Source organism: Flavobacterium sp. (assembly GCF_027484705.1).
Taxonomy (GTDB): Bacteria; Bacteroidota; Bacteroidia; order Flavobacteriales; family Flavobacteriaceae; genus Flavobacterium.
Map to the genome: position 1 here is coordinate 506,912 of NZ_JAIXSL010000007.1, position 25,208 is coordinate 532,119.

Annotated in this window: 28 protein-coding genes; 10 read left to right on the top strand and 18 right to left on the bottom strand. The window is 41.5% G+C overall.

Annotation, left to right across the window (positions count from 1 at the left end):
• Positions 1-7 precede the first annotated feature (7 nt).
• The 4 genes from gmk (at position 8) to Q0058_RS04300 (ending at position 2,894) form a co-directional block, all read left to right on the top strand.
• A complete protein-coding gene (gene gmk, locus Q0058_RS04285; protein ID WP_298221497.1) occupies positions 8-580 on the top strand; it encodes a guanylate kinase in 573 nt (190 codons plus the stop codon).
• A 4-nt stretch (positions 581-584) separates the two neighbouring features.
• On the top strand, positions 585-1,166 hold the full coding sequence (gene nadD / locus Q0058_RS04290) for a nicotinate (nicotinamide) nucleotide adenylyltransferase (protein ID WP_298221498.1): 582 nt from the start codon (positions 585-587) through the stop codon (positions 1,164-1,166).
• A gap of 399 nt (positions 1,167-1,565) precedes the next feature.
• The gene (locus Q0058_RS04295; protein WP_298221499.1) at positions 1,566-2,561 is read left to right on the top strand and encodes an NAD(P)H-dependent glycerol-3-phosphate dehydrogenase; all 996 of its coding nucleotides are present in this window, start codon (positions 1,566-1,568) and stop codon (positions 2,559-2,561) included.
• A 9-nt stretch (positions 2,562-2,570) separates the two neighbouring features.
• A complete protein-coding gene (locus tag Q0058_RS04300) occupies positions 2,571-2,894 on the top strand; it encodes a DUF3784 domain-containing protein (protein WP_298221500.1) in 324 nt (107 codons plus the stop codon).
• A 1-nt stretch (position 2,895) separates the two neighbouring features.
• On the opposite strand, the gene Q0058_RS04305 is transcribed toward Q0058_RS04300, so the two are convergent.
• The 3 genes from Q0058_RS04305 to Q0058_RS04315 all read right to left on the bottom strand — a co-directional run bounded on the left by Q0058_RS04305 (position 2,896) and on the right by Q0058_RS04315 (position 4,979).
• Positions 2,896-3,303: a hypothetical protein gene (locus tag Q0058_RS04305; protein ID WP_298221501.1), complete on the bottom strand. Its 408-nt coding sequence runs from the start codon at positions 3,301-3,303 to the stop codon at positions 2,896-2,898.
• A 149-nt stretch (positions 3,304-3,452) separates the two neighbouring features.
• A complete protein-coding gene (gene pheS / locus Q0058_RS04310; RefSeq protein WP_298221502.1) occupies positions 3,453-4,472 on the bottom strand; it encodes a phenylalanine--tRNA ligase subunit alpha in 1,020 nt (339 codons plus the stop codon).
• 150 nt (positions 4,473-4,622) lie between these two features.
• The gene (locus Q0058_RS04315) at positions 4,623-4,979 is read right to left on the bottom strand and encodes a hypothetical protein (protein ID WP_298221503.1); all 357 of its coding nucleotides are present in this window, start codon (positions 4,977-4,979) and stop codon (positions 4,623-4,625) included.
• A gap of 138 nt (positions 4,980-5,117) precedes the next feature.
• On the opposite strand from Q0058_RS04315, the gene Q0058_RS04320 reads away from it, so the two are divergent.
• Entirely contained in the window at positions 5,118-5,654 is a 537-nt protein-coding gene (locus tag Q0058_RS04320; RefSeq protein WP_298221504.1) for a CvpA family protein, read from the top strand.
• Here the strand turns inward: Q0058_RS04320 and Q0058_RS04325 are convergent, their stop codons facing one another.
• From Q0058_RS04325 to Q0058_RS04360, 8 genes are read right to left on the bottom strand one after another with little or no spacing between them, the layout of a single operon-like run.
• The gene (locus tag Q0058_RS04325; protein ID WP_298221505.1) at positions 5,655-6,398 is read right to left on the bottom strand and encodes a tetratricopeptide repeat protein; all 744 of its coding nucleotides are present in this window, start codon (positions 6,396-6,398) and stop codon (positions 5,655-5,657) included.
• Between the two features lie 11 nt (positions 6,399-6,409).
• Positions 6,410-8,170: a BatD family protein gene (locus Q0058_RS04330; protein WP_298221506.1), complete on the bottom strand. Its 1,761-nt coding sequence runs from the start codon at positions 8,168-8,170 to the stop codon at positions 6,410-6,412.
• 28 nt (positions 8,171-8,198) lie between these two features.
• Entirely contained in the window at positions 8,199-8,945 is a 747-nt protein-coding gene (locus Q0058_RS04335) for a tetratricopeptide repeat protein (protein ID WP_298221507.1), read from the bottom strand.
• Positions 8,945-9,982: a VWA domain-containing protein gene (locus tag Q0058_RS04340; RefSeq protein WP_298221508.1), complete on the bottom strand. Its 1,038-nt coding sequence runs from the start codon at positions 9,980-9,982 to the stop codon at positions 8,945-8,947. Before Q0058_RS04340 ends, Q0058_RS04335 begins: the two co-directional genes overlap by 1 nt.
• Entirely contained in the window at positions 9,982-10,983 is a 1,002-nt protein-coding gene (locus Q0058_RS04345) for a VWA domain-containing protein (protein ID WP_298221509.1), read from the bottom strand. Before Q0058_RS04345 ends, Q0058_RS04340 begins: the two co-directional genes overlap by 1 nt.
• Positions 10,983-12,617 carry a hypothetical protein gene (locus tag Q0058_RS04350; protein ID WP_298221510.1) on the bottom strand — a complete coding sequence of 545 codons (1,635 nt, stop codon included), beginning with the start codon at positions 12,615-12,617 and terminating at the stop codon, positions 10,983-10,985. Before Q0058_RS04350 ends, Q0058_RS04345 begins: the two co-directional genes overlap by 1 nt.
• A 21-nt stretch (positions 12,618-12,638) precedes the next feature.
• Complete coding sequence (locus Q0058_RS04355) at positions 12,639-13,502, bottom strand: DUF58 domain-containing protein (RefSeq protein ID WP_298221511.1); 864 nt, start codon at positions 13,500-13,502, stop codon at positions 12,639-12,641.
• Between the two features lie 53 nt (positions 13,503-13,555).
• Entirely contained in the window at positions 13,556-14,560 is a 1,005-nt protein-coding gene (locus Q0058_RS04360) for a MoxR family ATPase (protein ID WP_298221512.1), read from the bottom strand.
• A 213-nt stretch (positions 14,561-14,773) separates the two neighbouring features.
• Between Q0058_RS04360 and Q0058_RS04365 the strand changes: the two genes are divergently transcribed.
• A complete protein-coding gene (locus Q0058_RS04365) occupies positions 14,774-15,646 on the top strand; it encodes an aldo/keto reductase family oxidoreductase (RefSeq protein WP_298221513.1) in 873 nt (290 codons plus the stop codon).
• Between the two features lie 15 nt (positions 15,647-15,661).
• A complete protein-coding gene (locus Q0058_RS04370; protein ID WP_298221514.1) occupies positions 15,662-16,801 on the top strand; it encodes an ATP-binding protein in 1,140 nt (379 codons plus the stop codon).
• Here the strand turns inward: Q0058_RS04370 and Q0058_RS04375 are convergent, their stop codons facing one another.
• Genes Q0058_RS04375 through Q0058_RS04385 form a run of 3 tightly spaced genes read right to left on the bottom strand, consistent with a single transcriptional unit; the run spans position 16,802 to position 19,301 of the window.
• Positions 16,802-17,422 carry a hypothetical protein gene (locus Q0058_RS04375; RefSeq protein WP_298221515.1) on the bottom strand — a complete coding sequence of 207 codons (621 nt, stop codon included), beginning with the start codon at positions 17,420-17,422 and terminating at the stop codon, positions 16,802-16,804.
• Positions 17,423-17,430: 8 nt separating this feature from the next.
• Entirely contained in the window at positions 17,431-18,570 is a 1,140-nt protein-coding gene (locus Q0058_RS04380; protein WP_298221516.1) for a hypothetical protein, read from the bottom strand.
• A 41-nt stretch (positions 18,571-18,611) separates the two neighbouring features.
• The gene (locus tag Q0058_RS04385; RefSeq protein ID WP_298221517.1) at positions 18,612-19,301 is read right to left on the bottom strand and encodes a hypothetical protein; all 690 of its coding nucleotides are present in this window, start codon (positions 19,299-19,301) and stop codon (positions 18,612-18,614) included.
• A 109-nt stretch (positions 19,302-19,410) separates the two neighbouring features.
• Here Q0058_RS04385 and Q0058_RS04390 point away from each other — a divergent pair, with 109 nt between their 5' ends.
• Positions 19,411-19,761: a hypothetical protein gene (locus Q0058_RS04390; protein ID WP_298221518.1), complete on the top strand. Its 351-nt coding sequence runs from the start codon at positions 19,411-19,413 to the stop codon at positions 19,759-19,761.
• A gap of 40 nt (positions 19,762-19,801) precedes the next feature.
• On the opposite strand, the gene Q0058_RS04395 is transcribed toward Q0058_RS04390, so the two are convergent.
• Positions 19,802-20,218, bottom strand: coding sequence for a hypothetical protein (locus Q0058_RS04395; RefSeq protein ID WP_298221519.1), 417 nt, complete (start codon positions 20,216-20,218; stop codon positions 19,802-19,804).
• Between the two features lie 156 nt (positions 20,219-20,374).
• On the opposite strand from Q0058_RS04395, the gene Q0058_RS04400 reads away from it, so the two are divergent.
• On the top strand, positions 20,375-21,100 hold the full coding sequence (locus tag Q0058_RS04400; RefSeq protein WP_298221520.1) for a metallophosphoesterase: 726 nt from the start codon (positions 20,375-20,377) through the stop codon (positions 21,098-21,100).
• A gap of 41 nt (positions 21,101-21,141) precedes the next feature.
• Positions 21,142-21,636 carry a DUF6646 family protein gene (locus Q0058_RS04405; protein WP_298221521.1) on the top strand — a complete coding sequence of 165 codons (495 nt, stop codon included), beginning with the start codon at positions 21,142-21,144 and terminating at the stop codon, positions 21,634-21,636.
• A gap of 66 nt (positions 21,637-21,702) precedes the next feature.
• Here Q0058_RS04405 and Q0058_RS04410 read toward each other — a convergent pair whose 3' ends face one another.
• The 3 genes from Q0058_RS04410 to Q0058_RS04420 form a co-directional block, all read right to left on the bottom strand.
• Positions 21,703-23,259, bottom strand: a complete 1,557-nt coding sequence (locus tag Q0058_RS04410) for an aldehyde dehydrogenase family protein (RefSeq protein ID WP_298221522.1) — start codon at positions 23,257-23,259, stop codon at positions 21,703-21,705.
• 223 nt (positions 23,260-23,482) lie between these two features.
• Positions 23,483-24,016: a 3-hydroxyanthranilate 3,4-dioxygenase gene (locus Q0058_RS04415; protein WP_298221523.1), complete on the bottom strand. Its 534-nt coding sequence runs from the start codon at positions 24,014-24,016 to the stop codon at positions 23,483-23,485.
• A 64-nt stretch (positions 24,017-24,080) separates the two neighbouring features.
• Positions 24,081-25,196, bottom strand: a complete 1,116-nt coding sequence (locus Q0058_RS04420; RefSeq protein ID WP_298221524.1) for an endonuclease/exonuclease/phosphatase family protein — start codon at positions 25,194-25,196, stop codon at positions 24,081-24,083.
• Positions 25,197-25,208: the final 12 nt, after the last annotated feature.

Here is a 25,208-nt window from a genome sequence, read left to right on the forward strand (position 1 = left end):
TTGAAATATGAATAAAGGAAAATTATTAGTGTTCTCCGCTCCTTCCGGCTCCGGAAAAACGACCATCGTGCGTCATTTGCTCGCGCAACCGGATCTGAATTTGGAGTTTTCCATTTCGGCTACTTCGCGCGAACCGCGTGGCGAGGAAGTGCATGGCAAGGATTATTATTTCATTTCGCTTGAGGATTTTAAAAAACACATCAAAGCGCAGGATTTCCTCGAATGGGAAGAAGTGTACCGTGATAATTTCTACGGTACTTTAAAAAGTGAAATCGAGCGCATCTGGGCACAAGGCAAAAACGTCATTTTCGATATCGATGTGGCTGGTGGATTGCGCATCAAATCGAAATTTCCTGAAGAAACCTTAGCTGTTTTTGTAAAACCGCCAAGCATTGACGAACTAAAAATACGTCTTAAAAAGCGTTCGACAGAAAGCGAGGACAAAATCAACATGCGCATCGCGAAAGCTTCTGTGGAACTGGCTACGGCGCCACAATTTGATAAAATCATCAAAAATTACGACCTCGATATCGCCAAAGAAGAAGCCTATCAATTGGTTAAAGCATTTTTAAAAGCATAAGTCCATGAAAATCGGATTGTATTTCGGAACGTTTAATCCCATCCACGTCGGGCACCTGATCATCGCCAACCACATGGCCGAATATTCCGGCTTAGATCAGGTTTGGATGGTCGTCACGCCGCACAATCCACTCAAAAAGAAAGAAACTTTGCTAGACGATTACCAACGGTTGCAGCTGGTTTTTTTAGCGACCGAAGATTACCCGAAAATCAAGCCTTCCGATTTCGAATTCAAGTTGGCGCAACCCAATTACACCGTCAATACTTTGGCGCATTTGCAGGATAAGTTCCCGCAGCACGAATTTTCACTGATTATGGGTGAAGACAACCTGCGTACTTTCCACAAATGGAAAAACTACGAGGTGATTTTAGAGTTACATGATATTTATGTTTATCCGCGCATTTCTTCTGAATCTGAAAACCACGAATTCAAGAACCATCCTAAAATCCATATGATTGATGCGCCGGTAGTTGAAATCTCATCAACATTCATCCGCGAGAACATCAAAAATAAAAAAAATGTGCAACCGCTTTTGCCTTCAAAAGTCTGGGATTACATCGACCACAATAATTTTTATAAGAAGTAATTTTCCGCTGGGTAAACGTATAAAATTCAAAAGGCGTTCAAAGTTGAACTTTTGAACGCCTTTCTCAACATTAAAACAAAACGTAACTAACCCGTAGATCGAGTACGGTAAAAATGCCTCGCACTTCCAATACGGATAACGCAACAAATTTAAGAGTATTGTATTGAATATCAAAATAATACAATAATTTTATTTTCAAACCCTTAGCGGTTACGCATACTTATGCTCTATTTTATAATTTTTTGGTTACTTTTGAAACCCTATAGATTTTCTTTTTTGAGAAGCTATTTCCCGCTATACGCAGTATCTTTTTTGGTTCTTGAAGTCTTGATTCAAAATAAAAAATGGTTCAACCAAAAAAGGATACTTGCTGCTATCGGGGCTAAACCATAAAGTCCAATGACAGAATATCCAAAATTTGCCGTAATCGGTGGCGGAAGCTGGGCCACGGCCATTGCCAAAATGTTGTGCGTCAACCTTCCTGAAATTGCCTGGTATATGCGCAACGAAGAAGCCATCGACCACATCAAAAAGCACCACCACAATCCGAATTACCTGAGTTCGGTAGAATTCCATATCGAAAAACTCAAACTCACGAGCAACATCAACGAAGCGGTCGCTTATGCTGATTATATCATCTTTGCGATTCCATCAGCGTTCCTGAGTTCAGAATTATCGAAGCTTACCGAAAGTCTTGAAGGCAAAGTCATCTTTTCGGCGATCAAAGGAATCGTTCCGGAAACGAGTTTGATTGTAGGGGAACATTTCAATAAAGTTTATAATATTCCTTTTGAAAATATTGGCGTGATTACCGGTCCTTGCCACGCTGAGGAAGTCGCGCTCGAACGTTTGTCTTATCTCACCATTGCCTGTGGCGACGCGAATAAAGCCAAAATTGTAGCCAAATGTTTGTCCGGAAATTACATCAAAGCCAAAATCAGCGACGACATCATCGGAACCGAATATGCCGCGATGCTCAAAAACATTTACGCAATTGCCGCCGGAATTGCGCATGGCATCGGTTATGGCGACAACTTCCAGTCGGTATTGATGAGCAATGGCATTCGCGAGATGAAGAAGTTTATCCGCAAAGTGCATAAAATGAAACGCAACATCAACAATTCTGCTTATCTCGGCGATTTGTTGGTTACGGGTTATTCCGTGTTTTCGAGAAACCGCATGTTCGGGAATATGATCGGAAAAGGCTATACGGTAAAAAGCGCGATGATGGAAATGAGCATGGTCGCTGAAGGCTATTACGCTACGAAAAGCGCTTGGGAACTCAACCAGAATTACGGTGCCAAAACGCCGATTATCGATGCGGTATACGCCATTTTATACGAAGGCAAAGACGCGAAGAAAGTATTTAAGAAATTGACCGAAAAGTTGGATTAATCGTATATTATGATTGGAATTCCTATACTATTTATCATCCTTGGAATTTTAATTAAATACGGAAAACTGTATTTTTTGATTGCAGGCTACAATACGATGTCCAAAGAAGAACAAACGAAAGTTGACATCGCGGGCATTGCAACGGTTTTCAGAAATGCGATGTTCGGAATGGCTTTTCTTATGATTGCAGGATTTTGTATTGCTGCCAAACTCAACAATCCGATGGTTGAAACAGCTTCGTTTTTTGGAGCGATACTGATTGGAATTCCTTATTTGTTGGTCAAGGCCAATTCGAAAAAGTTTGTCTTAAAAGAAACGGATAAAAGCCAATAAACTACCTAACAATTACGCCATCTACGAATAAGATGGGCACTTCCTCTACATTGCTTTCGTTGATTGCGTTCGCTTTGAACGTATATTTCTTATCGTATAAAGTGTTGCCGATAAAGAATGTCAGCATGAATTCGTTATTGAGCGCCAAAACACTGTTCTCAACCATTTCAACTTTCACGACCGATACAGCCGGAATTTCCACGAATGCGTGGCGTAATAAAGAGGTTTTTTTCATCTCACCGTTAATAGTTCCAAACGCTTTGGAAACGACCATCACGTCGTGAATGTCATTGTCGCTGTCATTCACAAGATAAACATACCAGACTTTTTCCATGAAGTCGTCGCTCCATTCTTGAACAGCGGCGAGGAAAACGTTTTCTACTTCGGGGATGATGATGTCTTTTTTCATGGGACGGTAAGATTTGTTCTTCGTAAATCAGTTGTCCTAGCCCGGATAGCAGCGGTTATCCTTTTGTTCTGGCGTTCAGAACAAAAGATAGTAGCGAATAGCCGGAATAAGCTCCTGAAAATTAATAACGCTGAAAATGTGGTGCTTATTTATATACTCGATTTGAATTGCTCCAAGAAACGCACATCGTTTTCGTAGAACATGCGGATGTCGCCGATTTGATACAACAACATTGCAATTCTTTCGATGCCCATTCCGAACGCAAATCCGTTGTATTCGTCGGGGTTGATGCCGCAGTTTTTAAGTACGTTCGGGTCGACCATACCACAACCCATGATTTCTAACCAACCTGTGCCTTTGGTGATTCTGTAATCGGTTTCGGTTTTGAGTCCCCAATAGATATCGACCTCAGCGCTTGGCTCTGTAAACGGGAAATACGATGGGCGTAAACGGATTTTCGATTTGCCGAACATTTCTTTGGTGAAATATAAAAGCGTCTGCTTTAAGTCAGCAAACGAAACGTCTTTGTCGATATACAACCCTTCAACCTGGTGGAAAATGCAGTGCGAACGGGACGAAACGGCTTCATTTCGGAACACACGTCCCGGTGAAATGGTACGAATCGGCGGTTTGTTGTTTTCCATGTAACGCACTTGTACGGATGAAGTATGCGTACGCAGCAAAATATCGGGATTGGTCTGGATGAAAAAAGTGTCCTGCATGTCGCGAGCCGGGTGGTATTCCGGAAGATTCAATGCAGTAAAATTGTGCCAGTCATCCTCAATTTCCGGACCTTCGGATACGTTGAAACCGATGTTCGAAAAGATGTCGATGATCTGGTTTTTGACCAATGATATCGGGTGACGCGAGCCAATCGTAACCGGTTCGCTCGGACGTGTCAAATCGCCGTAAAAGCCTTTGGTTTCTTCTTTGCTTTCGAGCGCTTCCTGAATCGATTTTACTTTTTCTTCGGCAGTCGTTTTGAGCAAATTAATCACTTGCCCGAATGCTGCCTTCTGTTCGTTGGGAACGTTCTTGAATTCGGCGAAAAAGTCTTTCAAAAGGCCTTTGCTTCCCAAATACTGGATTCGGAATGCTTCGAGCTCTTCTTTGTTTTGGGTGTTGAAAGCTTGTGCTTCGGCGATATGGGCTTTAATCTTGTCTATCATGGTCGTGCAATAAATGGAAGCGCAAATTTATGGATTTAACTCTAAAGTTTACAAGGTTTTTCGTTTTGCTTGAACATTTTTATGGAACGCTAATCACGCAGATTTTACGGGTTTTCGCGGATCAATTCATAAAAATAGAAGCCAAAATCTTTATTCAATAACTTGTCTTTCCAGGAAGTAATTGACGATGGCTTCTTTCATGAGCACCGATTGTTCTCCGGCTTTGAGCGGCGGCAATTCTTCCTTAACGGTGTAATGCGGCCAGCCCTCGGTGTCGAAGTAATCGAATTCGTAATAACCGTAAGGCTCTAACAGGCGGCAAATGGCGATGTGCATCAGGTTGAGTTTTTCGTCTTTTTTGAATTTCTGGTGCACTTTTCCGAGTTCCTGCACGCCGATTAAATAAATGATCGCATCGAGATCTAAATCTTCGCCTTGCGAGAATTGATTCGAGAGTATGTTGACGAGCTGTTCCCAGCGCTGTTTGAGTTGTTGGTCTCTTGACATTTTTTGAATTATGAATTTTGAATTATGAATTTTGAATTCATAAAGCATAAAAATTATCGGCAAAGATAAGAAGTTGAAATTTGGCATCCGATGCTGCACAATTCTTTTATATTTGTGCTTGAATTTAACTTTGCACGGATGAATGTTCTCGATTTTTTTATTGGACTTTTTTTGGTAATCGGTATTGTCAAAGGTTTCCGTAACGGCTTTTTTGTCGAGCTGGCTTCGTTGATTTCGATACTGCTCGGGATTTTCATCGCGATTAAATTTTCGTACCTGACCAAATCCTATCTAGAACATCATGGTTCGTGGAATCCGAAGACGATTCAAGTTGTGGCTTTCGCAATCACGTTCATCCTTGTGATCGTTGGCGTTTCGATGCTCGCCAAAGTTTTCACTGCCATCGCCAACTTTGCTTTTCTGGGTTTGGCGAATTCGATTTTGGGCGGCATCGTCGGTTTGTTTCGAACAGTTTTGGTGATGAGCATACTGTTGAATCTGTTTCAAAAAATCAATGCCGACAATGCGATCCTTTCAAAAGAAACCAAAGAAAAATCGATGTTGTTTTTGCCCGTTCAGGAAATCTCAAAGACAATTTATCCTTCCATTTCAGAATGGTTCGAAGCGTTTAAATCGAATGGTTTTGAATTTGAAAACGACAAAAAGGAATCGTAGTTATTTCACTTCTTTAATCGAACTGCTTTCTATCCAGCCTTCGGAACCGTCGGTGAGTTCTACTTTGCGCCAATCCTCGAGCGATTCTTTGACGTAGAGTTTCGTGCCTTCATGCAACACAAACACATCGGAACCTGAAGTTTTGGGTTCGCTTTTAACTTGTGCTACTTCCGCAAAAACAATCGCCGGACGTTCGTTCGCGTAATGGTCTTTCTCAAAAATAGCTGATAATACGCTGATCAGAATTAGGAACACCAACACAAACATGCCGATGAAAAAGATGCGTTTCGAAAGCGTAATCTGTGAGAAATAATAACCCACAAAGAACAGCAGAAACAAAGTAGATAATGAAACGGCAATCCAAGCCCAAGAGTCGTAATGAAATATTGCTGTGAAATCGCGTAGCAGTTTCGCAAAACCGACTTTCGGCACTTCCTTGATTTCGTCGATGGTCATTTTCTGGGCGAACTTGAGGTTGTTTTTGATTTCACTGTCGTTCGGATTGAGCACCAGCGCTTTTTCATAATTGTAAATCGCCGGTGCCACTTTATTGAGTTTGTAATAGCTGTTGGCTAAATTGAAATAAACTTCCGCCGATTGCTGCTTGCCATTCAAAACACTTTCGTAAGCCGAAATCGCAGCTTCGTATTGGCCTTTTTGATACAATGCGTTTCCTTTTTCAAAGCCGTTCTGGGCAAAGAAAATTTGGGTGGTTAATAGTAATATATAAACTAAATTTTTCATGTTCCGCTTCATTATGAAATCTGTTTTTCCAAATCGGAAATAATCGTTACCGCTTTGTCATAATCGTGCTGAATCGCTACACTTGATGCCGGCGCATATCTCGCAAACTCACAGTTTTCGGTCAAAGCAATAAACGATTGGACGGTTTCGGGTTGCGCTTTTCTCGACAACAGAATTTCGCGAATTTTATCCTTACTCATTTCCGAAGTCTCGATGTTGAGTTTGGCTTTGAGGAAATTGTGCATCGCTTTTTCCAGGGCGATATAAAACGGCTCTTTGTTGTTGATTTGATTCTTCGCTTCCGACAAATATTTCTTCGCGAGTTTGTTCGATAATCTGATTTTATTGCCGACAACGTCGCCGTCAATGGCTTCTTTTTTCTTTTTCAACAAAACGATGATTGGGATGATTCCCAAAGGCAAAAACAACAAAACATAAAACAACGTCGATCCGAGGAAATCCGTGTGGTGCATTTTCTCCAAGTTTGTTTTAAGTTTGATGTAATGGAACTGTTCGCCTGCCATCACTTTCATCTTCGACGCACCCGAATTGTGTTCAGCAACCGCTTCATTACCCGCCGTCGGGCCATCCATTACGGTAATCATAATTTCGGGCGAGGTGATGGTTTTATATTTTCCGGTGCTCAAATCGAAATACGTAAACGCCATCGGTTTGATCGGATATTTCCCTTTGAATTGCGGGATGATCGTATATGAATCTGAAATGCGTCCGTTCATTCCTGAAAGTGGCGTCTGCACTTGTTCGCTGTGAACGGGATCGTACATTTCTAATGAATTCGGCACCACCGGTTTTGGAAGCGTAAACAGTTTTAAGTTTCCTGTTCCCGAAGCGACGACTTTCAAATCGAGCGATTCTCCGTTTTTAAGGTTGGTTTTGGAAGGCGTTACCGAAAAGTTGAATTTCCCTACAGCGCCAGAAAAATCGATTGGTTTTCCGGCTTCAGGCAAAGGTTTTACCGTAATGGTTTTGCTTCCTGCCGATACGCGTTTGTTGTCGTCCACGACTTGCACGCGTCCGAAAAAGTCGCGTCGGTTGGTCGGCACCTGCACATCGATATCCAGCGATAAAGGTTCGATTTCAAGCTTTCCTGATTTTTGCGGATACAAAACGGTTTTTCTCAAAACAACGCAACGGTATTTTTCGCCATTGTATTTGCCTTCTTCCGCGACGAGTTGTTTGATATCAATATTCTGGCTCCAGAAGTCGTTGTATTTGGGTTTGTTGAGTTCGCGCCAGTTCGTGATGCCGATGTTGTAACTGAAATAGAGTTTATAAACCACGGTAATCGGCTCATTGACGTAAGGATTGCCTTTCGAGATTTCAGCGACCAAATGAATGGCATCATTGGCAGAAACCTGAGGTTCATCGTTCGGATCGCGCGGTTGCGGCACGGCAGCGGTCACGTTGATTTTTATCGGATTGGTTTTATAAATCTGTCCGTTGATTTCAACAGCCGCCTGTTTGATCGTTAGCGTTCCTTTTTGCGTCGGCAACAAGAAATACGAATACGATTTGTTGAACGAACTTCTGCCGTTGATCCACGATTGGCTGACTTGTTGGCTTGGTCCGGCCACGATTCTAAAACCTTCGAATGATGGCGGTGAGAAATTGTCACCGTCGGCGTTCATCGTAAAATCGATGCGCAACCTTTCGTTGAGTCCGAGCGTGTTTTTGCTGACTTTGGCCTCGAATTGTACCTGAGCCCAAAGTCCGTGGAAACTAATCAAAAACAGTATTAAAAATTTCTTCATTTTTATGAAAATCTATCGATCTTAAAATCTACCAATCTTTCTCCGCTTGTACTGGTTTGCCTTTTGTTTTCTTCGCATTGACTTTATCCTGCACTTTCTTTTCTTCGTTGTTCACGGCGTCTAGCAGGTTCTGCAAACGTTCCTTAGAAATTCCTCCGGGCTTTGGCTTTGGCTGATTTTGTTGGTCTTTGTTGCCCTGGTCGTCCTTCTTGTCTTGATCGCCTTCTTTATTTTTGTCCTTGTCTTTTTCCTTATCCTGGTCTTTCTTGTCGTCTTTCTTGTCTTTATCCTTATCCTTTTTGTCGTCCTTCTTATCTTTTTTCTTGTCTTTCTTGTCGTCTTTGGGCGGATTTTCCTTCAGCATTTTTTTGGCTAAAGCGAAATTGTATCGCGATTCTTCATCATTCGGATCATTGCGCAACGCATTTTTATACGCTTCAACGGCTTGGGTATAGTTTTTCTCTTTCATGAAAACGTTGCCCAAGTTATGAAAAGCCTGGTGTTTCTGCGTTTTGTCTTTGGCGTTTTCAATGGCTTTTAAATACGGGAACTTAGCCTCGCCAGCTTGGTTTTGTCGGTAAATGGAATTGCCTAAATTGTACGAAGCAATCGCGTTTTTTCGCGTTTTTGACAAGGAAATTCTGTAATCAGCTTCAGCGTCATTGTATTTTTTCGCTTCGAATTCGTCGTTCGCTTTGGGCAAATGCTTATCGGTTTCCTGAGCCGTTGCCGCCAAAGAAAGAAAAAATAAACTATATAGCAGGAGTTGCTTCATTATTCTTTTTCGTTAAATAAGTTCAACTTCTTGATCCAGGCGGTGCTGCGGTCGAGCAGGAAAACATCGGCAAACAATAGCAGAAACGCAATGCCCAAAAACCACTGGAACTGCGACTGGAAATCGGCCATCTCAGTAGCCTCAAATTCCGTTTTCTGGATGTTGTCGAGCGCTTTTTTGATGTACGCTAAAACTTCTTTCGTATTGCTTCCGTTGACGTAACCGCCTTTGGTTTCTTTGGCGATTTCTTTCAAACTTTCGGGATTCAATTTCGTGATGACGACTTCATTGTTGTTGTCGCGTTTGAAACTTTGCACGACGCCATTTTCCTTAATCGGAATTGGTCCGCCTTTTTCAGTTCCGACACCAATGGTGATGATTTTCATGCCGTTTTTGTTGGCTTCCGCGGCAGCTTCTGATGCGCCTTCGGAGTGGTCTTCGCCATCGGAAATCATGATGACCAGTTTGCTTGTTTTGTTGCTTTTGTCGAAATAGGTTGAGGATAATTTTATCGCTTCATCGAGTGACGTTCCTTGTGAAGAAACCATCGAAGTATTCATACTTTGCAAAAACATTTTCGATACCGCATAATCGGTTGTAATCGGCAAAACCGGGAACGCACTTCCGGCATAAGCTACGATTCCGATGCGGTCATTGCCTAATTGGTTGATGATTTGCGACACGAGTTGTTTGCTTTTTTCCAATCGGTTAGGCGCGACATCTTCGGCGAGCATACTTTTGGAAACGTCCATCGCAAATACAATATCGATACCTTCGCGTTTGATGGTTTCCATTTTGGTTCCGATTTTCGGATTGACCAAGCCAAATATCAACCCAACCAATGCAATGAGCATCAGAATGAATTTCAACGCAGGTTTAAATACCGAACGTTCCGGACTCAGTTTTCTGACGAGATCGATATCGCCGAATTCGCGTTGTTTTTTTCTTTTCCATAACTGCACGTACAAGAAAAGCAGCGCCAATACGGGAATGACGGCGAGCAGATATAAATAGCCTTTTTCTTCTAATTCGTACATTATATAAAACTTCTAAAAATCGTGTTTCGTAAACTTATCTCAAGCAATAACAGTATTCCGGCAATCCAAACCAACGGACGGTATTTTTCATCGTAATCGTAAAATCTTAACTCTTCGATTTCGGTCGTTTCAAGTTTGTTGATCTCGTTGTAAATCTGCGCCAGTTTTGAATTGCTCGTCGCGCGGAAATATTTTCCACCGGTTTTTCTAGCAATACTTTGCATCAGTTTTTCGTCGATTTCAACCTGCATCATGCGGAATAAAAACTGTCCGTTGGGCGCAATCGCATACGGGAATTCTGCCATGCCGTTGGTTCCGATTCCAATGGTGTACACTTTGATTCCGTATTGTTCGGCAATATCCGAAGCGGTTTCGGGTTCGATAAATCCGGCGTTGTTGACTCCGTCAGTTAACAAAATAATGACTTTGCTTTTGGCTTTGCTGTCTTTTAATCGGTTCACGGCGGTGGTTAAACCCATTCCGATTCCGGTTCCGTCTTGCAGCGTATTGTCGTATTTGATGCTGTTGATGGCGTCCTCAATCACAGCTTTATCGCTCGTTACAGGCGTTTTGGTATAAGCTTCCGCGGCGTAAACCACGAGTCCAATTCTGTCGTTGGGACGTTCTTCCACAAAATTTGTAGCCACTCTTTTGAGCGCTTCCATTCTATTCGGTTTCAAATCTTTAGCAAGCATACTGCCCGAAACATCGACGGCAATCACGATATCGATTCCTTTGGTCGTTTTGGTTTTGTTGCTGATGTCAACAGTTCTTGGTCTTGCCATCGCTATGATTAAAGCACTTAAGGCTAGCAATCGCATCACAAATAACAGCGGTTGCAGTTTTGCTAAAAATGATGTTTTGGTCTGAAATCCTTTGAGCGAACTGATCTTCAAAGTCGGTGCCTGTTGTCTGCGTTTCCACAAATACCAGCCTATCGCCAACGGAAGCAGCGCGAACAGCCAGAAAAACTGCGGATTCAAAAAAGTCACTTCTTTCATTATTGTCCGAGTTGTTTAAGTTCCACTGAATTTAAGATGCGTTCCATAATTTTATTGGCATAGGTGTCGCCTTCTTCGTGCATCAATATGAGCTGCTGCAATCCGCCTTCCTGATTGAATAAGATAATCTCATAATAAATTTTCGTACTGCTTTTGGTAATCGTGTTGATTCTTGAGAAAGTACCGAAAGCCCTCATGCCTTTGACGCCCTGCTTAGTGTCAAATTCTTCTTGCTTCACAATCATGTTTTGGGCGCCTGTGGATTCTAACATTTGCACCGATCCGTCGATAGATTTGGACAAATCGAGTTCGCCTGCCTGCTTGTATTTAAATGTCGAGACCATCAGTTGAAAATCATCGAGCATGCCTCCATAGCGGAACGACTGCATTTCTTTAATTAAAGCCATACCTTCTTTGGGCACAAGCTTCGTCATGTCAATTCTTTTAAGTACTTGCGGCGTTTCGATGATGACAGCCGGATTGCCGTATTCGCTATACACCCATTCGCCTTCGAGCAATTCTTTCGAGTCGTTTCCGAACAGCGTATCTTTCACGTAGGTGAAGCCTTTAGTCACAATAAAGAATGTCAGTGTCGCAACCACAATTCCAATCACAACAGCCGATGCGGTAATAATACGCGACCTTCTCTTTTTCTTGAGTTGAATGCGCAGTTGTTCCTGGCGTTGCATTTCGTTGAGCAGCGATTCTTCTTTATCTTCAACAACTACCGGAATCGATTTGTCTAAGATTACAATCGCGCTTTCTATTTTTTTACGATCTTCGGTAATTTCGAAATCCAGTGGTTTTGATTTAGCGAACTTGACTAAATCGGCTTGTTTTAAAACGCGTTCGAGGTTTTCTATGGTTTCCTGCGACAGTTTCATATTCTTCTTCTGCGAGGCTTTGCGCAAGCCTTCAATGAGTTCGGAAGTCGTGCTTTCCATCGCGGGGATTTCTATGGCTTCCTCGATGTAATTTCTGGCGATATCAGTTAATTCACTGTAATATGCTTTAATTTCGCCTTTCTGCCAAAGTTGTTTTTTCTCTAGTGAATTCAGCAAACTGGTTGCTTTTTCAATCGGTGTTTTATAAAGATCTTCTTCGATTTTTTTGGTTTGTCGGACCTTGAGATACCAATAAATAAAAGCTCCGATGCCGGCGAGTAAGAGTAATGCCAACAACAATTTCCAAATCCAGGATTTGCTTGAAGGAACTTCAGCAATCGGTTTGATGTCGTACATTTTTTGTTTTAATGTATCAACCGTAACATTGGAAACCTCAACGCGAAGGCTGTCCGAGAAAAAAGGTTTGTTGTTGATCAGCACCGTGACGCGCGGAATCACGTAACGCCCACTGTCGAATTGTGTCAATCCGTATTTTTTGATCAGATCGTAACGCTTTCCGTTTCGGACCGTATCGATTTTATAGGATTCGATAACTTCTAAAGCCCCGAAATTTTTAGGATTCGGGAAAGCAACTTTAGCGGTAGTGTCGACGGAAGTTTTTAAAGTCAGTAGGAATTCCGCGCCAATCTTGTTCTTCGTTTTATCGATACTGGTCACAAGCTGCTTTTGTTGCGCGAAGACAACTGCGGTAAGCATGGAAAAGTATAAAATAAAAATCTTGTTTTTCATTGTGGAAGCTTGGATTGGAATTTATCTCGATTTGAAATAACCTAATAATTTGGTAACGTAACTTTCATCAACTCGGGTGTTGACGACGCCTGCGCCTGATTTGCTGAACGTTTCTTTGAAGTAATTGATTTTCTCCTGATAATACTTCTCGTAATTCAGACGAACCGATTTAGAACCCGTATTGATCCATTGGATGGCGCCCGTTTCCGCGTCCTGCATCGAAACCATTCCGATGTTGGGCATTTTTTCCTCGCGGATGTCATAAACACGAATGCCTGTGATGTCGTGTTTTTTGGAAGCAATTTTCAAAGTTTGTTCGTATTCGTCAGACATGAAATCGGAAATCACAAACACAATCGCTTTCTTTTTCTGCGTTCCGGACAAGAATTTCAGAGCTTGGGCCAAGTCTGTCTTTTGACTTTTAGGCTTGAATTCTATGAGTTCACGAATGATTCTGAGCACATGCGAACGGCCTTTTTTAGGCGGAATATATAATTCGATTTGATCGGAAAACAAAATCAATCCGATCTTGTCATTGTTTTGGGTTGCCGAGAAAGCCATTGTTGCGGCAATTTCGGTGACGATATCTTTTTTGAATTGACCTTTGGTGCCGAAACTTTCCGAGCCGCTGATGTCGACCATGAGCATCATCGTGAGTTCGCGTTCTTCCTCAAACACCTTGACATGCGCTTCGTTGTAACGGGCCGTCACGTTCCAATCAATCGCACGGATGTCATCGCCGTATTGATACGGGCGCACTTCCGAAAAAGTCATCCCGCGTCCTTTAAACGACGTGTGGTATTCGCCCGAGAAGATGTGATCGCTCAGTCTTCGGGTCTTGATTTCTATTTTGCGTACTTTTTTAAGCAGGTCTTTTGTTTCCATGTTTTAGGCGCTAAGGCACAGAGGCGCTAAGGTTCTGAGGTTTTTGGAAATCATTAAGGCACTTCGACCTCGTTGACGATTTTGTTGATAATGTCTACAGAGGTGATGTTTTCGGCTTCGGCTTCGTAAGTAATTCCGATACGGTGGCGCAATACATCATGTACTACGGCACGGACGTCTTCTGGAATCACATAGCCACGGCGTTTGATGAAAGCGTAACATTTTGCGGCGTTGGCCAGGTTAATGCTTCCACGTGGAGAAGCGCCGAAACTGATCAGGTGTTTGATGCTTTCGAGTTTGTATTTCTCCGGATTACGGGTCGCAAATACGATATCTAAAATATATTTTTCGATTTTTTCATCCATGTAGACTTCGCGAACCGCTTCCTGAGCGCGAAGGATTTGCTCGACAGAAACCACTTGGTTTACTTGTTCGTAGGAGCCGCTTAAATTCTGGCGTATCACCATGCGCTCTTCTTCAAGTTTTGGGTAATCGATGACGGTCTTCAGCATAAAACGGTCGACCTGCGCTTCGGGCAACGGATAAGTTCCTTCCTGCTCGATCGGGTTTTGGGTCGCCAATACTAAAAACGGTTTGTCTAATTTGAATGTGGTGTCGCCAATGGTGACTTGTTTTTCCTGCATCGCTTCAAGTAAAGCCGATTGTACTTTGGCAGGTGCCCTGTTGATCTCATCGGCCAAAACGAAGTTGGCGAAAATTGGGCCTTTTTTGATCGAGAATTCGTTTTGTTTGATATTATAAATCATCGTTCCAACGACGTCGGCCGGCAACAAATCCGGCGTAAACTGAATCCTGCTGAACGAACCGTGGACGGCTTTGGCCAAAGTGTTGATCGCTAAAGTTTTGGCGAGTCCGGGAACGCCTTCCAAAAGAATGTGGCCTTGCCCTAAAAGTCCGATTAACAATCGTTCGACCATGTGCTTTTGCCCTACAATTACTTTGTTCATTTCCATCGTCAGCAAATCGATAAAAGCACTTTCTCTTTCAATCTTTTCATTGATCGCTCTAATATCCAGCGTCGTCGTAGTTTCTTCCATTTTGTTGTTTTTAATGCCGTGAATTGTACTTGTTAATTTTAACGGTGCAAATTGAATTTTTTTTTAGAAGTAAGATGTTAAAAAATGGTTAAAACTTCCGCGAAAGCCCTAATTTTAAGGAGGAATTGTGATACTATTTTTATATTTTTAAGAACTCTAAAATTTAAGGAAAACATTCCCGTTTTAAAGCTATCAAAACCCTAAACAGACACCATGAACAAAACACCTTTTTCTAAGATAATCGCCGGAACGATGACTTGGGGCATTTGGGGCAAAAACCTCAACCAAAATGACATGATTGATATGATGTATCAATGTCTCGATTCGGGGATTTCCACTTTTGACCATGCCGATATTTATGGCGGTTATACCACCGAAGCTGCTTTTGGGAATGCTTTTGCTTCAAGTAAGATTGATCGCGAAAAAATACAGTTGATTTCCAAATGCGGCATCCAATACCAATCGGAAAACAGGAACAACCTCATCAAGCATTACGATTATTCCAAATCGTACATCATCTGGTCAGTAGAAGAATCTTTGAAAAACCTCAAAACGGATTATCTAGACTTGCTTTTGCTGCACCGCCCGAGCCCACTAATGCAGGCCGATGACATTTCCGAAGCCATCACGCAGTTAAAAAGCGAAGGAAAAATACTCGATTTTGGCGTTTCAAATTTTACACCAATACAAACCGATCTGATCCAGACCAAAACAAAAGTCAACTACAACCAGATACAGTTTTCAGCGACCCATTTGCAAGCCATGCTCGACGGCAGTCTGGATTATATGCAAATCAACAACATCCGGCCTATGGCATGGAATCCGCTGGGCTCCGTATTTAAAGGACAGGACGAATGTTCGCAACGCGTCAAAACCATCGCGACGGCTTTGGCTTTAAAATATGAAATTGACATCGATATCCTGTTGCTCGCCTGGATTCTCAAACATCCTTCAGGAATCCTTCCGGTTTGCGGCACCACGGATCCGAACAGGATGGCCCAACTGATGCGTGCGACGACCATCGGACTTGATCTTCAGGACTGGTTCTCGGTCTGGGTGGAAAGTGCCGGAACCAAAGTCCCTTAATACTCCGGCTGTACGATGATCAATAAACGCCTTTTAATCAAAAACCTTTTGGCTCACAATGATGAGTGCAGTTTTTATGATAAGAAGCGCCAGTTGAATTTACATTCACGCGAAGGCAAAGCGAAATTCCTCAAACACATCTGCGCGTTATCGAATTCGAATCCTACGAATAATTCCTATATTGTTGTAGGTGTTGAAGACATAGATAACGAGATTGTAGGCGACGATTTTTTTGATGACAGCCGCATCCAGAACCTCGTGAATGCTTTTCTCGAAAACCCGCCGAAAATCCAGTACGAGAATGTGCCGTTCCCGAATTTGCCCAAAGATAAGGTTGTCGGTTTGGTCACGATCAAACCTAAAAAAGGAACTTCGTTTTTCAAGAAAGGCATCCACACGATTTTGGCCAATACGATTTTTGTGCGTGTCGGCAGCAACACCATGCCACTCGAAGGCAAGTTTGAGAAAAATTACCAAAATACCGCGACGGTCATCAGTATCGAGAACAATTCGCGTAACAGCATCGGCTATACGCTTGATGGCGTCATCGACTTCATGAATTTCCGCCACAAAGACATGGCTTCAAAATACAAAGTTTTCAAGGAACTCTTTGTCATTTGCTGGGCTGGCATCCCGAAAACTGTCAGAGGCAACACATTCCTGTCGCGCGTCGATATTGAACTCATCAACGAACAGGTCAAACTGTTTTACTCGGCACAGGACGAAGTGACAATCACTTATGACGAGAACACGTTTACGATTACTGAATATGTGACTTTAGGGCTTAATGACAAGACGAGTTATTATCCGTTAGAAAAACAGACGATCCGGTTTTTTGATAACGGCTATTATAAGATTGACCGTGAGATTTTATTCGAACCGCCTGAATTCAATAAGAAAATGTTGTTTCATATTTATAATGCGAACATTGCGTTGCTGACTAAATTGCATAAGGGGCTTGGGATTAGTGCAAGAGAGCATAAAGATTTGGAAAACCTGCCTTCGACTTTTATGATTTGTTACCTCAACGGTTTTGAGGATGCGAAACAGAAGCTTATTGATGCGAAACTGCTACTCAAACCTTTTCCAGTGGTGTATTTGTCATTTAAAGAGGCTTTGAGGGTTTTAAGGAAGATGAAGTATGATGTGCAGTAATTATTGCTTTTTTAAAATAATCCGCATCGTTTTATACTGATACCTTTCGAAATAACCGACCAAATATATTCCGTCAGCATAATTTTGCAGCGAGATTTTCCCATTTCTATTTTTAAAATTCCCTAGAAATTTTCCGTTGCTGTCGAAAATCCAGACATTTCTTATTGCCGGATTCATTGACAATTCCCCGTGAATCGGATTTACAAAACCATCTGAAACATTCAACGTTGAATCTGACAGCACAAAGGTTTCCGAAAAAGGCGTAGAAAAAGCGCCGTCTATAGAATCCTGAAGTTGTTCCGGTTTGTAAAACGTATAATAAGCGTTCACTACCAAATGGTATATTTCCGTCTGATAAGCATTGAGCGGAATCTGAAAATTATTGTTCAAATAAGCAATCGTAGAACCAAATCCTGGAATAAAAAGCGCATCGACCGTAATCGTATTTCCTACTATCGAATACTGCCAGGAATCGAAATAATAAAGCTCTACGGCTTCTGTAGTCAAACTGATTTTTAATTCCTTTTCAGAAACAATCGAAACGCCGACTTGAGCAATATGAAGTGCATTTCCTTGAAGTGACACCAAGAAAAATAGCATGAAAAAAATAGTTGCTTTCATAATCGTGTTTAGTCAAATTCATTGAGTCCGTATAGGATTTCCTTCATTTTCGTGCCGTTTATTTCGACCGGTTTGTAAGCAACATTAAATTTTTCAATCGCGACATTGATATCAGCTTTAAGCTTTTTGTATTCCAAAGGCAATTTCGATTCGCACTGGATTTCGTTTTCATAACTGTTCAGAATGATGCTGAATTTCTCATAGAACTTGCCGCCCTGATCAATGAAATTGTTGTATTGCGAAATAAAAAGCAACAACCTATCAATCGGAAAATCCATATTGACCTGCATTTTATACTGTGCGGAACCCGAAGTTTCTTTCATCTTAGACAAGTAATCTTCCATTTTCTGCGTCAGGTTTTCCCAGTCGTCATTGGTTCTGCAATTCTCTAACGATGCACTATAGCCAATGGGTTTGGTGTATTCTTTAAACAAAACTTCGATATCTTGCTTTACTTTTTCGTTGTTGTTTTGCAGGAAGGCGGTTTCAAAATAAATGGTGTTGAGATCGTTCTGCATGCGTAAAGTAAAGTCCAGAATGCATTCTACTTTCGCGAGTTCTTTCTCTTTTTCTTCCTTTGAAAGTGACGAAGTGACCATGCCGGTAAAAGTTTGCACCACAGACGCGATAGGGTTTCCTGCGAGCAAAGCCGACAATTCGAAGGCATTTTTCTTGTCTCTCTTTGACGCAACAAGTTCTTTGAGTTTGGTGTATTCAGGATACTGGTTCGGATTGGCGATTTTGCTGATTTCGTTGAAAGTTCTCACCGAAGCAAAATGATGGTCCAGGCCAAGCACTTTCTCGTAAAGGATTTTAATAATCTGCAAGCCTTTGAGATAGCGGATTTTGGCGACGTCATTAGCGTTCTCGCGTTTCAAAACCTGAATCTGATCCTGGATCTGATCTTTCTGAACCAATAAATCGACTTTGTTTTGAAAATTTATTGTGGCATTTAACGCCTGATTTAATGTGGCCAGTTGCGCTTGCTTTACCAAAAAAAGCGTTGCATACTGCTCGTTGATGGTTTTGATGGTTTGAGACAATTCGTCAAGAATCGCATTCGGATCGGTTTCTTTTGGGGTTAGAATCGCCGAGGCGTTAACCGCCATCAATAACAATAGCGTCGTGTAAAGGATTTGAGTTTTCATAATCCGTGGGTTTGAATGGCGTGTACATATTGAAAAGGCGTTTATTTTTGATTTGAAATCACTTCGAGTTGCAAGCTATTCCAATCCTCGGTTTTATTGAGCAAATCGTGCAATTCGCATTGGTTTTCTGCGGTGACTTTTTCTCCGTTGACCGAAATAATCTGGTCGCCCAACTGGTATTGGGTCTGTGATTTTTCTTTCACAACAATTTGCAATTGACCCTGATCGGCTTTGGCGTAATAAGAAATTTTTCTGTTGAACTTGCTTTCGATGGCGTTTTGGTTGCGTTTGATATAGACTTTATTGTGGTTGTAATCGATAAGCCAGTCGAAGGCTTTGATGAAAGTGATTCCGATATTTTGTGCTTTTATAGATGTTGAAACATTGACTTTTGCTTCCAAATTATAAGCTCCGAAAGCAACCGGCATTTTTTCATAAATGGTTTCAAAACCATTGGTATGGGAAGATATGGTTTGAAAAAGCGAGCCTTCAAGTTCTAATTTTTTGTTGTTTTGAAAAACCCGTCGCTTGTCAAACGGCATGACAACACTTCCTGTGTAACCTGTATCAAGTTTAAATGGATATTCTTTGCCTTCTATAGTTAGATAAACTGTAATCTGATTCATTTTACATTTTGATTTCAATAATTGGTATTGATTATTACTCAGGTATTGTTGCAATTGCTGGTCTGTAATATTACACACTTTATTGTCGGTGAAGTTTAGAAACATTGATAAGTTTTTATCAAAAAAAACGTCCAATCCAAGTATTCCTTTATAACTTCTCTTCTCTCTTTGACATGGGCTAATTGGCATATTAATAAAAGTCAAAACCTTGTTGTTGCTTTCAAAAACATTTGATTTAAATTTGATAGCAAACCGTTTGTTGGAGACTTTTTTTCCATTCGCGCCCTTAGTTGAACCAAATTTTGAAAAATCTTTTTCGCTGAAATTTTCAATAACTGTTGAGTCCAAAAGAGCAGATATTGTGGCTCCGGTATCAAATATGAATGTTGTTTTTGTATTATTAATTTCTAAAGGAAACAGTGGTGTTTTACCCTCAAACAACAAATTTTCACATCCTGATTGCATCGCTATTTCTTCATTAGAAATCTGTCTTATCGTTTTACATGATGCCAATAATAAACTGAAGATAAATAATACAGCTGTTTTCATAATTTTATTTTTATAAAACCCAGAGTGCAAAAACTCTGGGTTTTGCCTGATTCTTTTTACGGCATGATAATTACCGCATCTATGATAATTCTAATGATTTCCATCAGTAATTGACAAAACCATCCGCATCTGGCGTTGGCAGTTCCCATGGCTGTCAAACCACCTTTTTCCTGTAATTTTGCTAATTCAAGAAGTGTGTTCCCGTCGTAATTTTTAAAAATGGCATCCGACTTAGCTCCCGTTGATAAAAAACCATATACTTCTTTTAAGAACTTTTCTTCTTGAAGTGTTGGCTTTGCATCGTTTCCAATCTGTTTTGACAACCAATCTTGATAGGACAATCCTTTAGTATATGTTGATTTAGCTTGATTTACTAAAACAACCATACTTGATTTTGAATAAACACTTACTTGCGCATTTCCCGCAAAACAAAACATCACTGTGGCGATTAAACCTAAAAATAATTTTTTCATGGCTAATAAATTAAATTGTTAATAAAAATTGAGTTTACAAACGATCTCGAGTCTTTTGTTATCGTAAAGCTATTTCAGGAAAAAGAAACTTCCGTCTAGTTTTTCTGTACTTTATGTTAAAGATTTTGAATTACTTTTGTCGCTCACACATCCTTTATGAGAACACTAGTTATCGGCGATATTCACGGCGGTTTGCGTGCCCTGCATCAAATCTTTGAGCGCGCTAAAATTACCAAAGACGATTTATTGATTTTTCTTGGTGATTATGTCGATGGCTGGAGCGAATCGCCGGCGTTGATTGACTTTTTGATTGACTTACAACACACGCACAGCTGCATCTTTATGCGCGGCAACCACGATCAACTGCTCTGCGACTGGCTCAATGAAAGCAAAGACAACCTGCTTTGGTATAAACATGGCGGCGAATCGACTGTGCTGGCTTATGCAAAACTCGATGATAAAACCAAAAAAAAGCATGTCGGTTTTTTACAGTCGTTGCAGGACTACTTCCTTGACGATTTGAACCGTTTGTTTGTTCATGCAGGATTTACCAATATGAATGGAGTAAATTTCGAGCATTTCCCAAAAATGTTTTATTGGGAACGCACTTTATGGGAAACCGCAATGTCGCTAGACAAAAATCTGGCTTACAATTCTCCTTTGTATCCGAGAAGGCTCAAATTGTATGATGAAATCTATATCGGCCACACGCCTGTAACACAAATCGGACAAACGGTTCCGACTCAAATGGCCAACGTCTGGAACGTCGATACCGGTGCTGCGTTTAAAGGCCCGCTAACCATAATGGATATTGACACCAAAGAATATTGGCAAAGCGATCCGCTTCCGGACTTATACCCAACAGAAAAAGGAAGGAATTAAAACGGAACTTATTATCTTTGGCAAAATTTAATTCTAACAAGATGAAAAAAATTATTACGCTATTATTGTTAAGTTCATTTTCGCTGCTCCAAGCACAAGCTTACAAAGGAAAAGGAGATATTAAAGGTCAGGTCGGCGCAAACCTACAGGACCACGGAACCGGAATTTTTGTTTCCGGAGATTATGGTATCGGTGAAAACATGTCTATTGGATTTTCGACCAATTATCTTTTGAGTACCGTAGAGATTTTAGGAGAGAAACCTGATTTCGGCGATCGTTTCGATCTGAAAGCAAGATTCAATGCCAATTTGGGCAACGTGTTCCAGCTTGACAAAAAAATGGACATCTATCCCGGACTTGATTTAGGCTTGAGAAATTTCGGCGGTCATCTTGGGTTCCGTTATTTTTTCACTGATGGATTCGGAGTTTTCACTGAAGCTGGTCTCCCGATTGCAAAATACGATTCGGATGTCTACGGATTTGATCATTATAACAACCAATTCGTGTTCAATATTGGCGCGAGTTTTAACTTATAATAGATTACTATAAATAAAAAAGCGACTTGTGAAAGTCGCTTTTTTTATGCTTAAGAATTACAAAGATTACAAATCAAATTTGATTCCCTGCGCTAAAGGCAAGCTCGTCGTATAATTGATTGTGTTGGTTTGTCTTCTCATGTAGATTTTCCAGGCATCAGAACCTGATTCGCGGCCACCGCCGGTTTCTTTTTCGCCGCCGAAAGCACCACCGATTTCTGCTCCTGAAGTTCCGATATTGACATTCGCAATCCCACAATCAGAACCTGAAACGGAAAGGAATCTTTCAGCTTCACGCAGGTTGTTGGTCATAATCGCTGAAGACAATCCTTGCGCTACGCCATTTTGAAGTTCGATCGCATTTTCTACTTCACCTGAATATTTCAACAGGTATAAAACCGGTGCGAATGTTTCGTGTTGAACAATCTCGAAGGAATTTTGAGCTTCAGCAATCGCTGGTTTTACGTAGCAACCGCTTTCGTAGCCTTCGCCAGAAAGCACGCCGCCTTCCACTAATATTTTTCCACCTTCTGCCACGACTTTTGTCAAGGCGTTATTATACATTTCAACCGCGTGCGTATCGATTAGTGGTCCGACATGGTTGTTCTGGTCTAATGGATTCCCGATGCGCAATTGTTTGTAAGCGCCTACAATGGCGTCTCTTACTTTATCGTAAATGCTTTCGTGGATAATCAGACGACGCGTTGACGTGCAACGTTGTCCGGCAGTTCCTACAGCTCCAAATACTGCTCCGATGACGGTCATTTTGATGTCGGCATCTGGAGTGACAATGATAGCGTTGTTTCCTCCTAATTCCAATAAAGATTTTCCTAAACGTCCGGCTACAGCTTGTGCTACAATTTTCCCCATTCTGGTTGAACCTGTAGCAGAAACCAATGGAATGCGTTTGTCGGCTGTCATCAATTCACCTATTTTGTAATCGCCGTTGATTAGGCAAGAGATTCCTTCGGGAAGGTTATTGTCTTTTAATACTTCAGCGATGATGTTTTGACAAGCGATTCCGCACAATGGTGTTTTTTCGGATGGTTTCCAGACACAAACATCTCCTGAAATCCAGGCTAAAGCTGTGTTCCAGGCCCAAACCGCTACCGGGAAATTGAACGCCGAAATGATTCCGACGATTCCCAATGGATGGTATTGTTCGTACATTCTGTGCCCTGGTCTTTCCGAGTGCATCGTTAAACCGTGCAACTGGCGTGACAAACCAACTGCGAAATCACAGATGTCGATCATTTCCTGAACTTCTCCGTAACCTTCCTGCAATGATTTCCCCATTTCATACGAAACGAGTTTGCCCAAGGCTTCTTTGTTTTTGCGCAATTTTTCGCCGAACTGGCGTACGATTTCCCCGCGTTGTGGCGCAGGCATTAATCGGAAGGTTTTGAATGCTTCGGTAGCGGCCTGCATTACTTTTTCGTAATCGGCAGCGGTGGACATTTTTACTGAAGCGATTAGTTGTCCGTCTACTGGAGAATAGGATTCTAAAATGCCGCCTGAGGAGAAATGGTTTTGTCCTGTCGAAGTTCCTTCGTTGATGGCCTGAATGCCGAGTTGTTTTAAAGCTTCGGTCATACCGAATTGTTCTGCTATGGTTGTGGTCATAAATGTATGTTTTATTCTTAATTATATCTTTTACTTCGTCAGTTCGCAAATAAATTTGCTCGTGTGCGATGGCAAAAGTAAGGATTAATTGATAATTGATAATTGATAATTGACAATTAATTAGGAAACGGGCTGCCCTAGCCCTGATAGGAATGGCATCCTTTTGTTCTGGGGTTCAGAACAAAAGATAGAATGGATAGCAGGTTCCCGGCTCCTGAAAAAACTACTTGGTGTAACGCGGATCGGTTTCCATGACGGTGCCACAGGATTTGCAGGTACGCAAGTCTAAGGAATTGTAGAAATGTTCGTAGTGTGGCAGGAAATCCTTCTCGATATCGTGAAGCTCGAAAAAGACTTCGTAGAGTTTGTGGTTGCAGTTCTCGCAGTGCCAAAGCAGGCCGTCGGTGAATCCTTTTCCGGCGCGTTTGCGTTCGATGACCAGGCCGATGGAGTTTTCGTAACGTACGGGTGAATGTGGCATTCGGGCGGGATGCAAATACATATCGCCGGCGTGCAATTCCATTTCTTTTCTTTCGCCATTTTCCTGCACGATGACTTTGACGGTGCCTTCGAGCTGGTAGAATAATTCTTCGGTTTCGTTGTAATGGTAATCTTTGCGTGCGTTAGGACCGGCGACGATCATGACGATGTAATCTTCGGAATCTACATAAACGCTTTTGTTGCCCACGGGCGGTTTGAGCAGGTGACGGTTTTCGTCAATCCACTGATTGAGATTGAATGGTTTTAGGGTTGCCATAGCGTTAAAAATTGAGGATACTAAGGTAAATAAAAAAGGATAGTTTACACTATCCTTTGGTTTTCTATTTGGCTTCCTTTATAAGGTAGATGTATACGGGAAAGTGGTCACTAAAACCGACTTCGTTGGCACCGTGTCTTAAAGGATACCCTTTATACTGCCCGACCGTTGTGATCATGTAGGGTTTGTTGTAGATACCTGATTTCCAGTAACGGAAAGATGAATAATCGGTTTTGATTAGGGTTTCTGAAACCATGATCTGATCGAAGATGTCTCCGGCGTCGCGATAGAATAAGGTGCAATGTCCGTCTTTGGCCATTTGCTCGAATGGGTTGTAAACGCCAAATTCTTTAACTTCTTCTTTTTTGCGTTTGGCGCCGATGCCTTCTTTGACGCTTTTGTTATAGGTTCCGTCGTTTAAGTCACCCATCGCTATAATTTTAGCATTCGGGTTTACCTTATATATGGAATCCATGATTTTTCTGGCAAGTCTTCCTGCTGCTTCTCGAAACGGGCTGCTTTTTTTCTCACCGCCTGAGCGCGATGGCCAGTGGTTAACCATGACATTGACTTCTTCACCGTCGAGGAAACCTGTAACCAAAAGAATGTCACGGGTATAAACACGCTCTCCGGTTTTGGCTTCAATCTTGTCCTTATCAAGCTTGTCTTCTTCTGTTTCCTTGTCTTTCTCCTTAGATTCGTTTCTGTAAATCAATAATGGAACATTGACAGAACTCATGGGTTTGAAATGTTTTTTCTGATATAGTAAAGCAACGTCGATACCTCTTTTATCCGGGGATTCATAATGTACGATACCATAATCGTTGACGGCTAATTTTGGCTGTTTGATCAGATCTTCGAGAACGCCTCGATTTTCTATTTCGCAACCTCCTATCAGTACAGGAGCATTATGGTTCGTGTCATTGGTTCCGATTTCTGATAAAACACGCGCCAAATTTTCAAGTTTTTGGTGGTATTTTTTTGAGGTCCAGTTTTGAGCACCTCTTGGCAACCATTCTTCATCGTTGTTTGCCTGATTGATTGTGTCAAACAAATTTTCAAAATTGTAGAACGCTACGGTGTTTACAATAAACTTTTTATCCGCTTTTTTTTCCTGCGAAGTTGCGATTCCGACGATAAAAAACATTACGATAAAAGCGAAAACATTTTTAATTCTCATGTGATGTTTGTA

Coding starts and splice junctions, on each gene's coding strand:
- gmk (WP_298221497.1), top strand. CDS start 8: ATGAATAAAGGAAAATTATTAGTGTTCTCCGCTCCTTCCGGCTCCGGA.
- nadD (WP_298221498.1), top strand. CDS start 585: ATGAAAATCGGATTGTATTTCGGAACGTTTAATCCCATCCACGTCGGG.
- Q0058_RS04295 (WP_298221499.1), top strand. CDS start 1,566: ATGACAGAATATCCAAAATTTGCCGTAATCGGTGGCGGAAGCTGGGCC.
- Q0058_RS04300 (WP_298221500.1), top strand. CDS start 2,571: ATGATTGGAATTCCTATACTATTTATCATCCTTGGAATTTTAATTAAA.
- Q0058_RS04305 (WP_298221501.1), bottom strand. CDS start 3,303: ATGAAAAAAGACATCATCATCCCCGAAGTAGAAAACGTTTTCCTCGCC.
- pheS (WP_298221502.1), bottom strand. CDS start 4,472: ATGATAGACAAGATTAAAGCCCATATCGCCGAAGCACAAGCTTTCAAC.
- Q0058_RS04315 (WP_298221503.1), bottom strand. CDS start 4,979: ATGTCAAGAGACCAACAACTCAAACAGCGCTGGGAACAGCTCGTCAAC.
- Q0058_RS04320 (WP_298221504.1), top strand. CDS start 5,118: ATGAATGTTCTCGATTTTTTTATTGGACTTTTTTTGGTAATCGGTATT.
- Q0058_RS04325 (WP_298221505.1), bottom strand. CDS start 6,398: ATGAAAAATTTAGTTTATATATTACTATTAACCACCCAAATTTTCTTT.
- Q0058_RS04330 (WP_298221506.1), bottom strand. CDS start 8,170: ATGAAGAAATTTTTAATACTGTTTTTGATTAGTTTCCACGGACTTTGG.
- Q0058_RS04335 (WP_298221507.1), bottom strand. CDS start 8,945: ATGAAGCAACTCCTGCTATATAGTTTATTTTTTCTTTCTTTGGCGGCA.
- Q0058_RS04340 (WP_298221508.1), bottom strand. CDS start 9,982: ATGTACGAATTAGAAGAAAAAGGCTATTTATATCTGCTCGCCGTCATT.
- Q0058_RS04345 (WP_298221509.1), bottom strand. CDS start 10,983: ATGAAAGAAGTGACTTTTTTGAATCCGCAGTTTTTCTGGCTGTTCGCG.
- Q0058_RS04350 (WP_298221510.1), bottom strand. CDS start 12,617: ATGAAAAACAAGATTTTTATTTTATACTTTTCCATGCTTACCGCAGTT.
- Q0058_RS04355 (WP_298221511.1), bottom strand. CDS start 13,502: ATGGAAACAAAAGACCTGCTTAAAAAAGTACGCAAAATAGAAATCAAG.
- Q0058_RS04360 (WP_298221512.1), bottom strand. CDS start 14,560: ATGGAAGAAACTACGACGACGCTGGATATTAGAGCGATCAATGAAAAG.
- Q0058_RS04365 (WP_298221513.1), top strand. CDS start 14,774: ATGAACAAAACACCTTTTTCTAAGATAATCGCCGGAACGATGACTTGG.
- Q0058_RS04370 (WP_298221514.1), top strand. CDS start 15,662: ATGATCAATAAACGCCTTTTAATCAAAAACCTTTTGGCTCACAATGAT.
- Q0058_RS04375 (WP_298221515.1), bottom strand. CDS start 17,422: ATGAAAGCAACTATTTTTTTCATGCTATTTTTCTTGGTGTCACTTCAA.
- Q0058_RS04380 (WP_298221516.1), bottom strand. CDS start 18,570: ATGAAAACTCAAATCCTTTACACGACGCTATTGTTATTGATGGCGGTT.
- Q0058_RS04385 (WP_298221517.1), bottom strand. CDS start 19,301: ATGTTTCTAAACTTCACCGACAATAAAGTGTGTAATATTACAGACCAG.
- Q0058_RS04395 (WP_298221519.1), bottom strand. CDS start 20,218: ATGAAAAAATTATTTTTAGGTTTAATCGCCACAGTGATGTTTTGTTTT.
- Q0058_RS04400 (WP_298221520.1), top strand. CDS start 20,375: ATGAGAACACTAGTTATCGGCGATATTCACGGCGGTTTGCGTGCCCTG.
- Q0058_RS04405 (WP_298221521.1), top strand. CDS start 21,142: ATGAAAAAAATTATTACGCTATTATTGTTAAGTTCATTTTCGCTGCTC.
- Q0058_RS04410 (WP_298221522.1), bottom strand. CDS start 23,259: ATGACCACAACCATAGCAGAACAATTCGGTATGACCGAAGCTTTAAAA.
- Q0058_RS04415 (WP_298221523.1), bottom strand. CDS start 24,016: ATGGCAACCCTAAAACCATTCAATCTCAATCAGTGGATTGACGAAAAC.
- Q0058_RS04420 (WP_298221524.1), bottom strand. CDS start 25,196: ATGAGAATTAAAAATGTTTTCGCTTTTATCGTAATGTTTTTTATCGTC.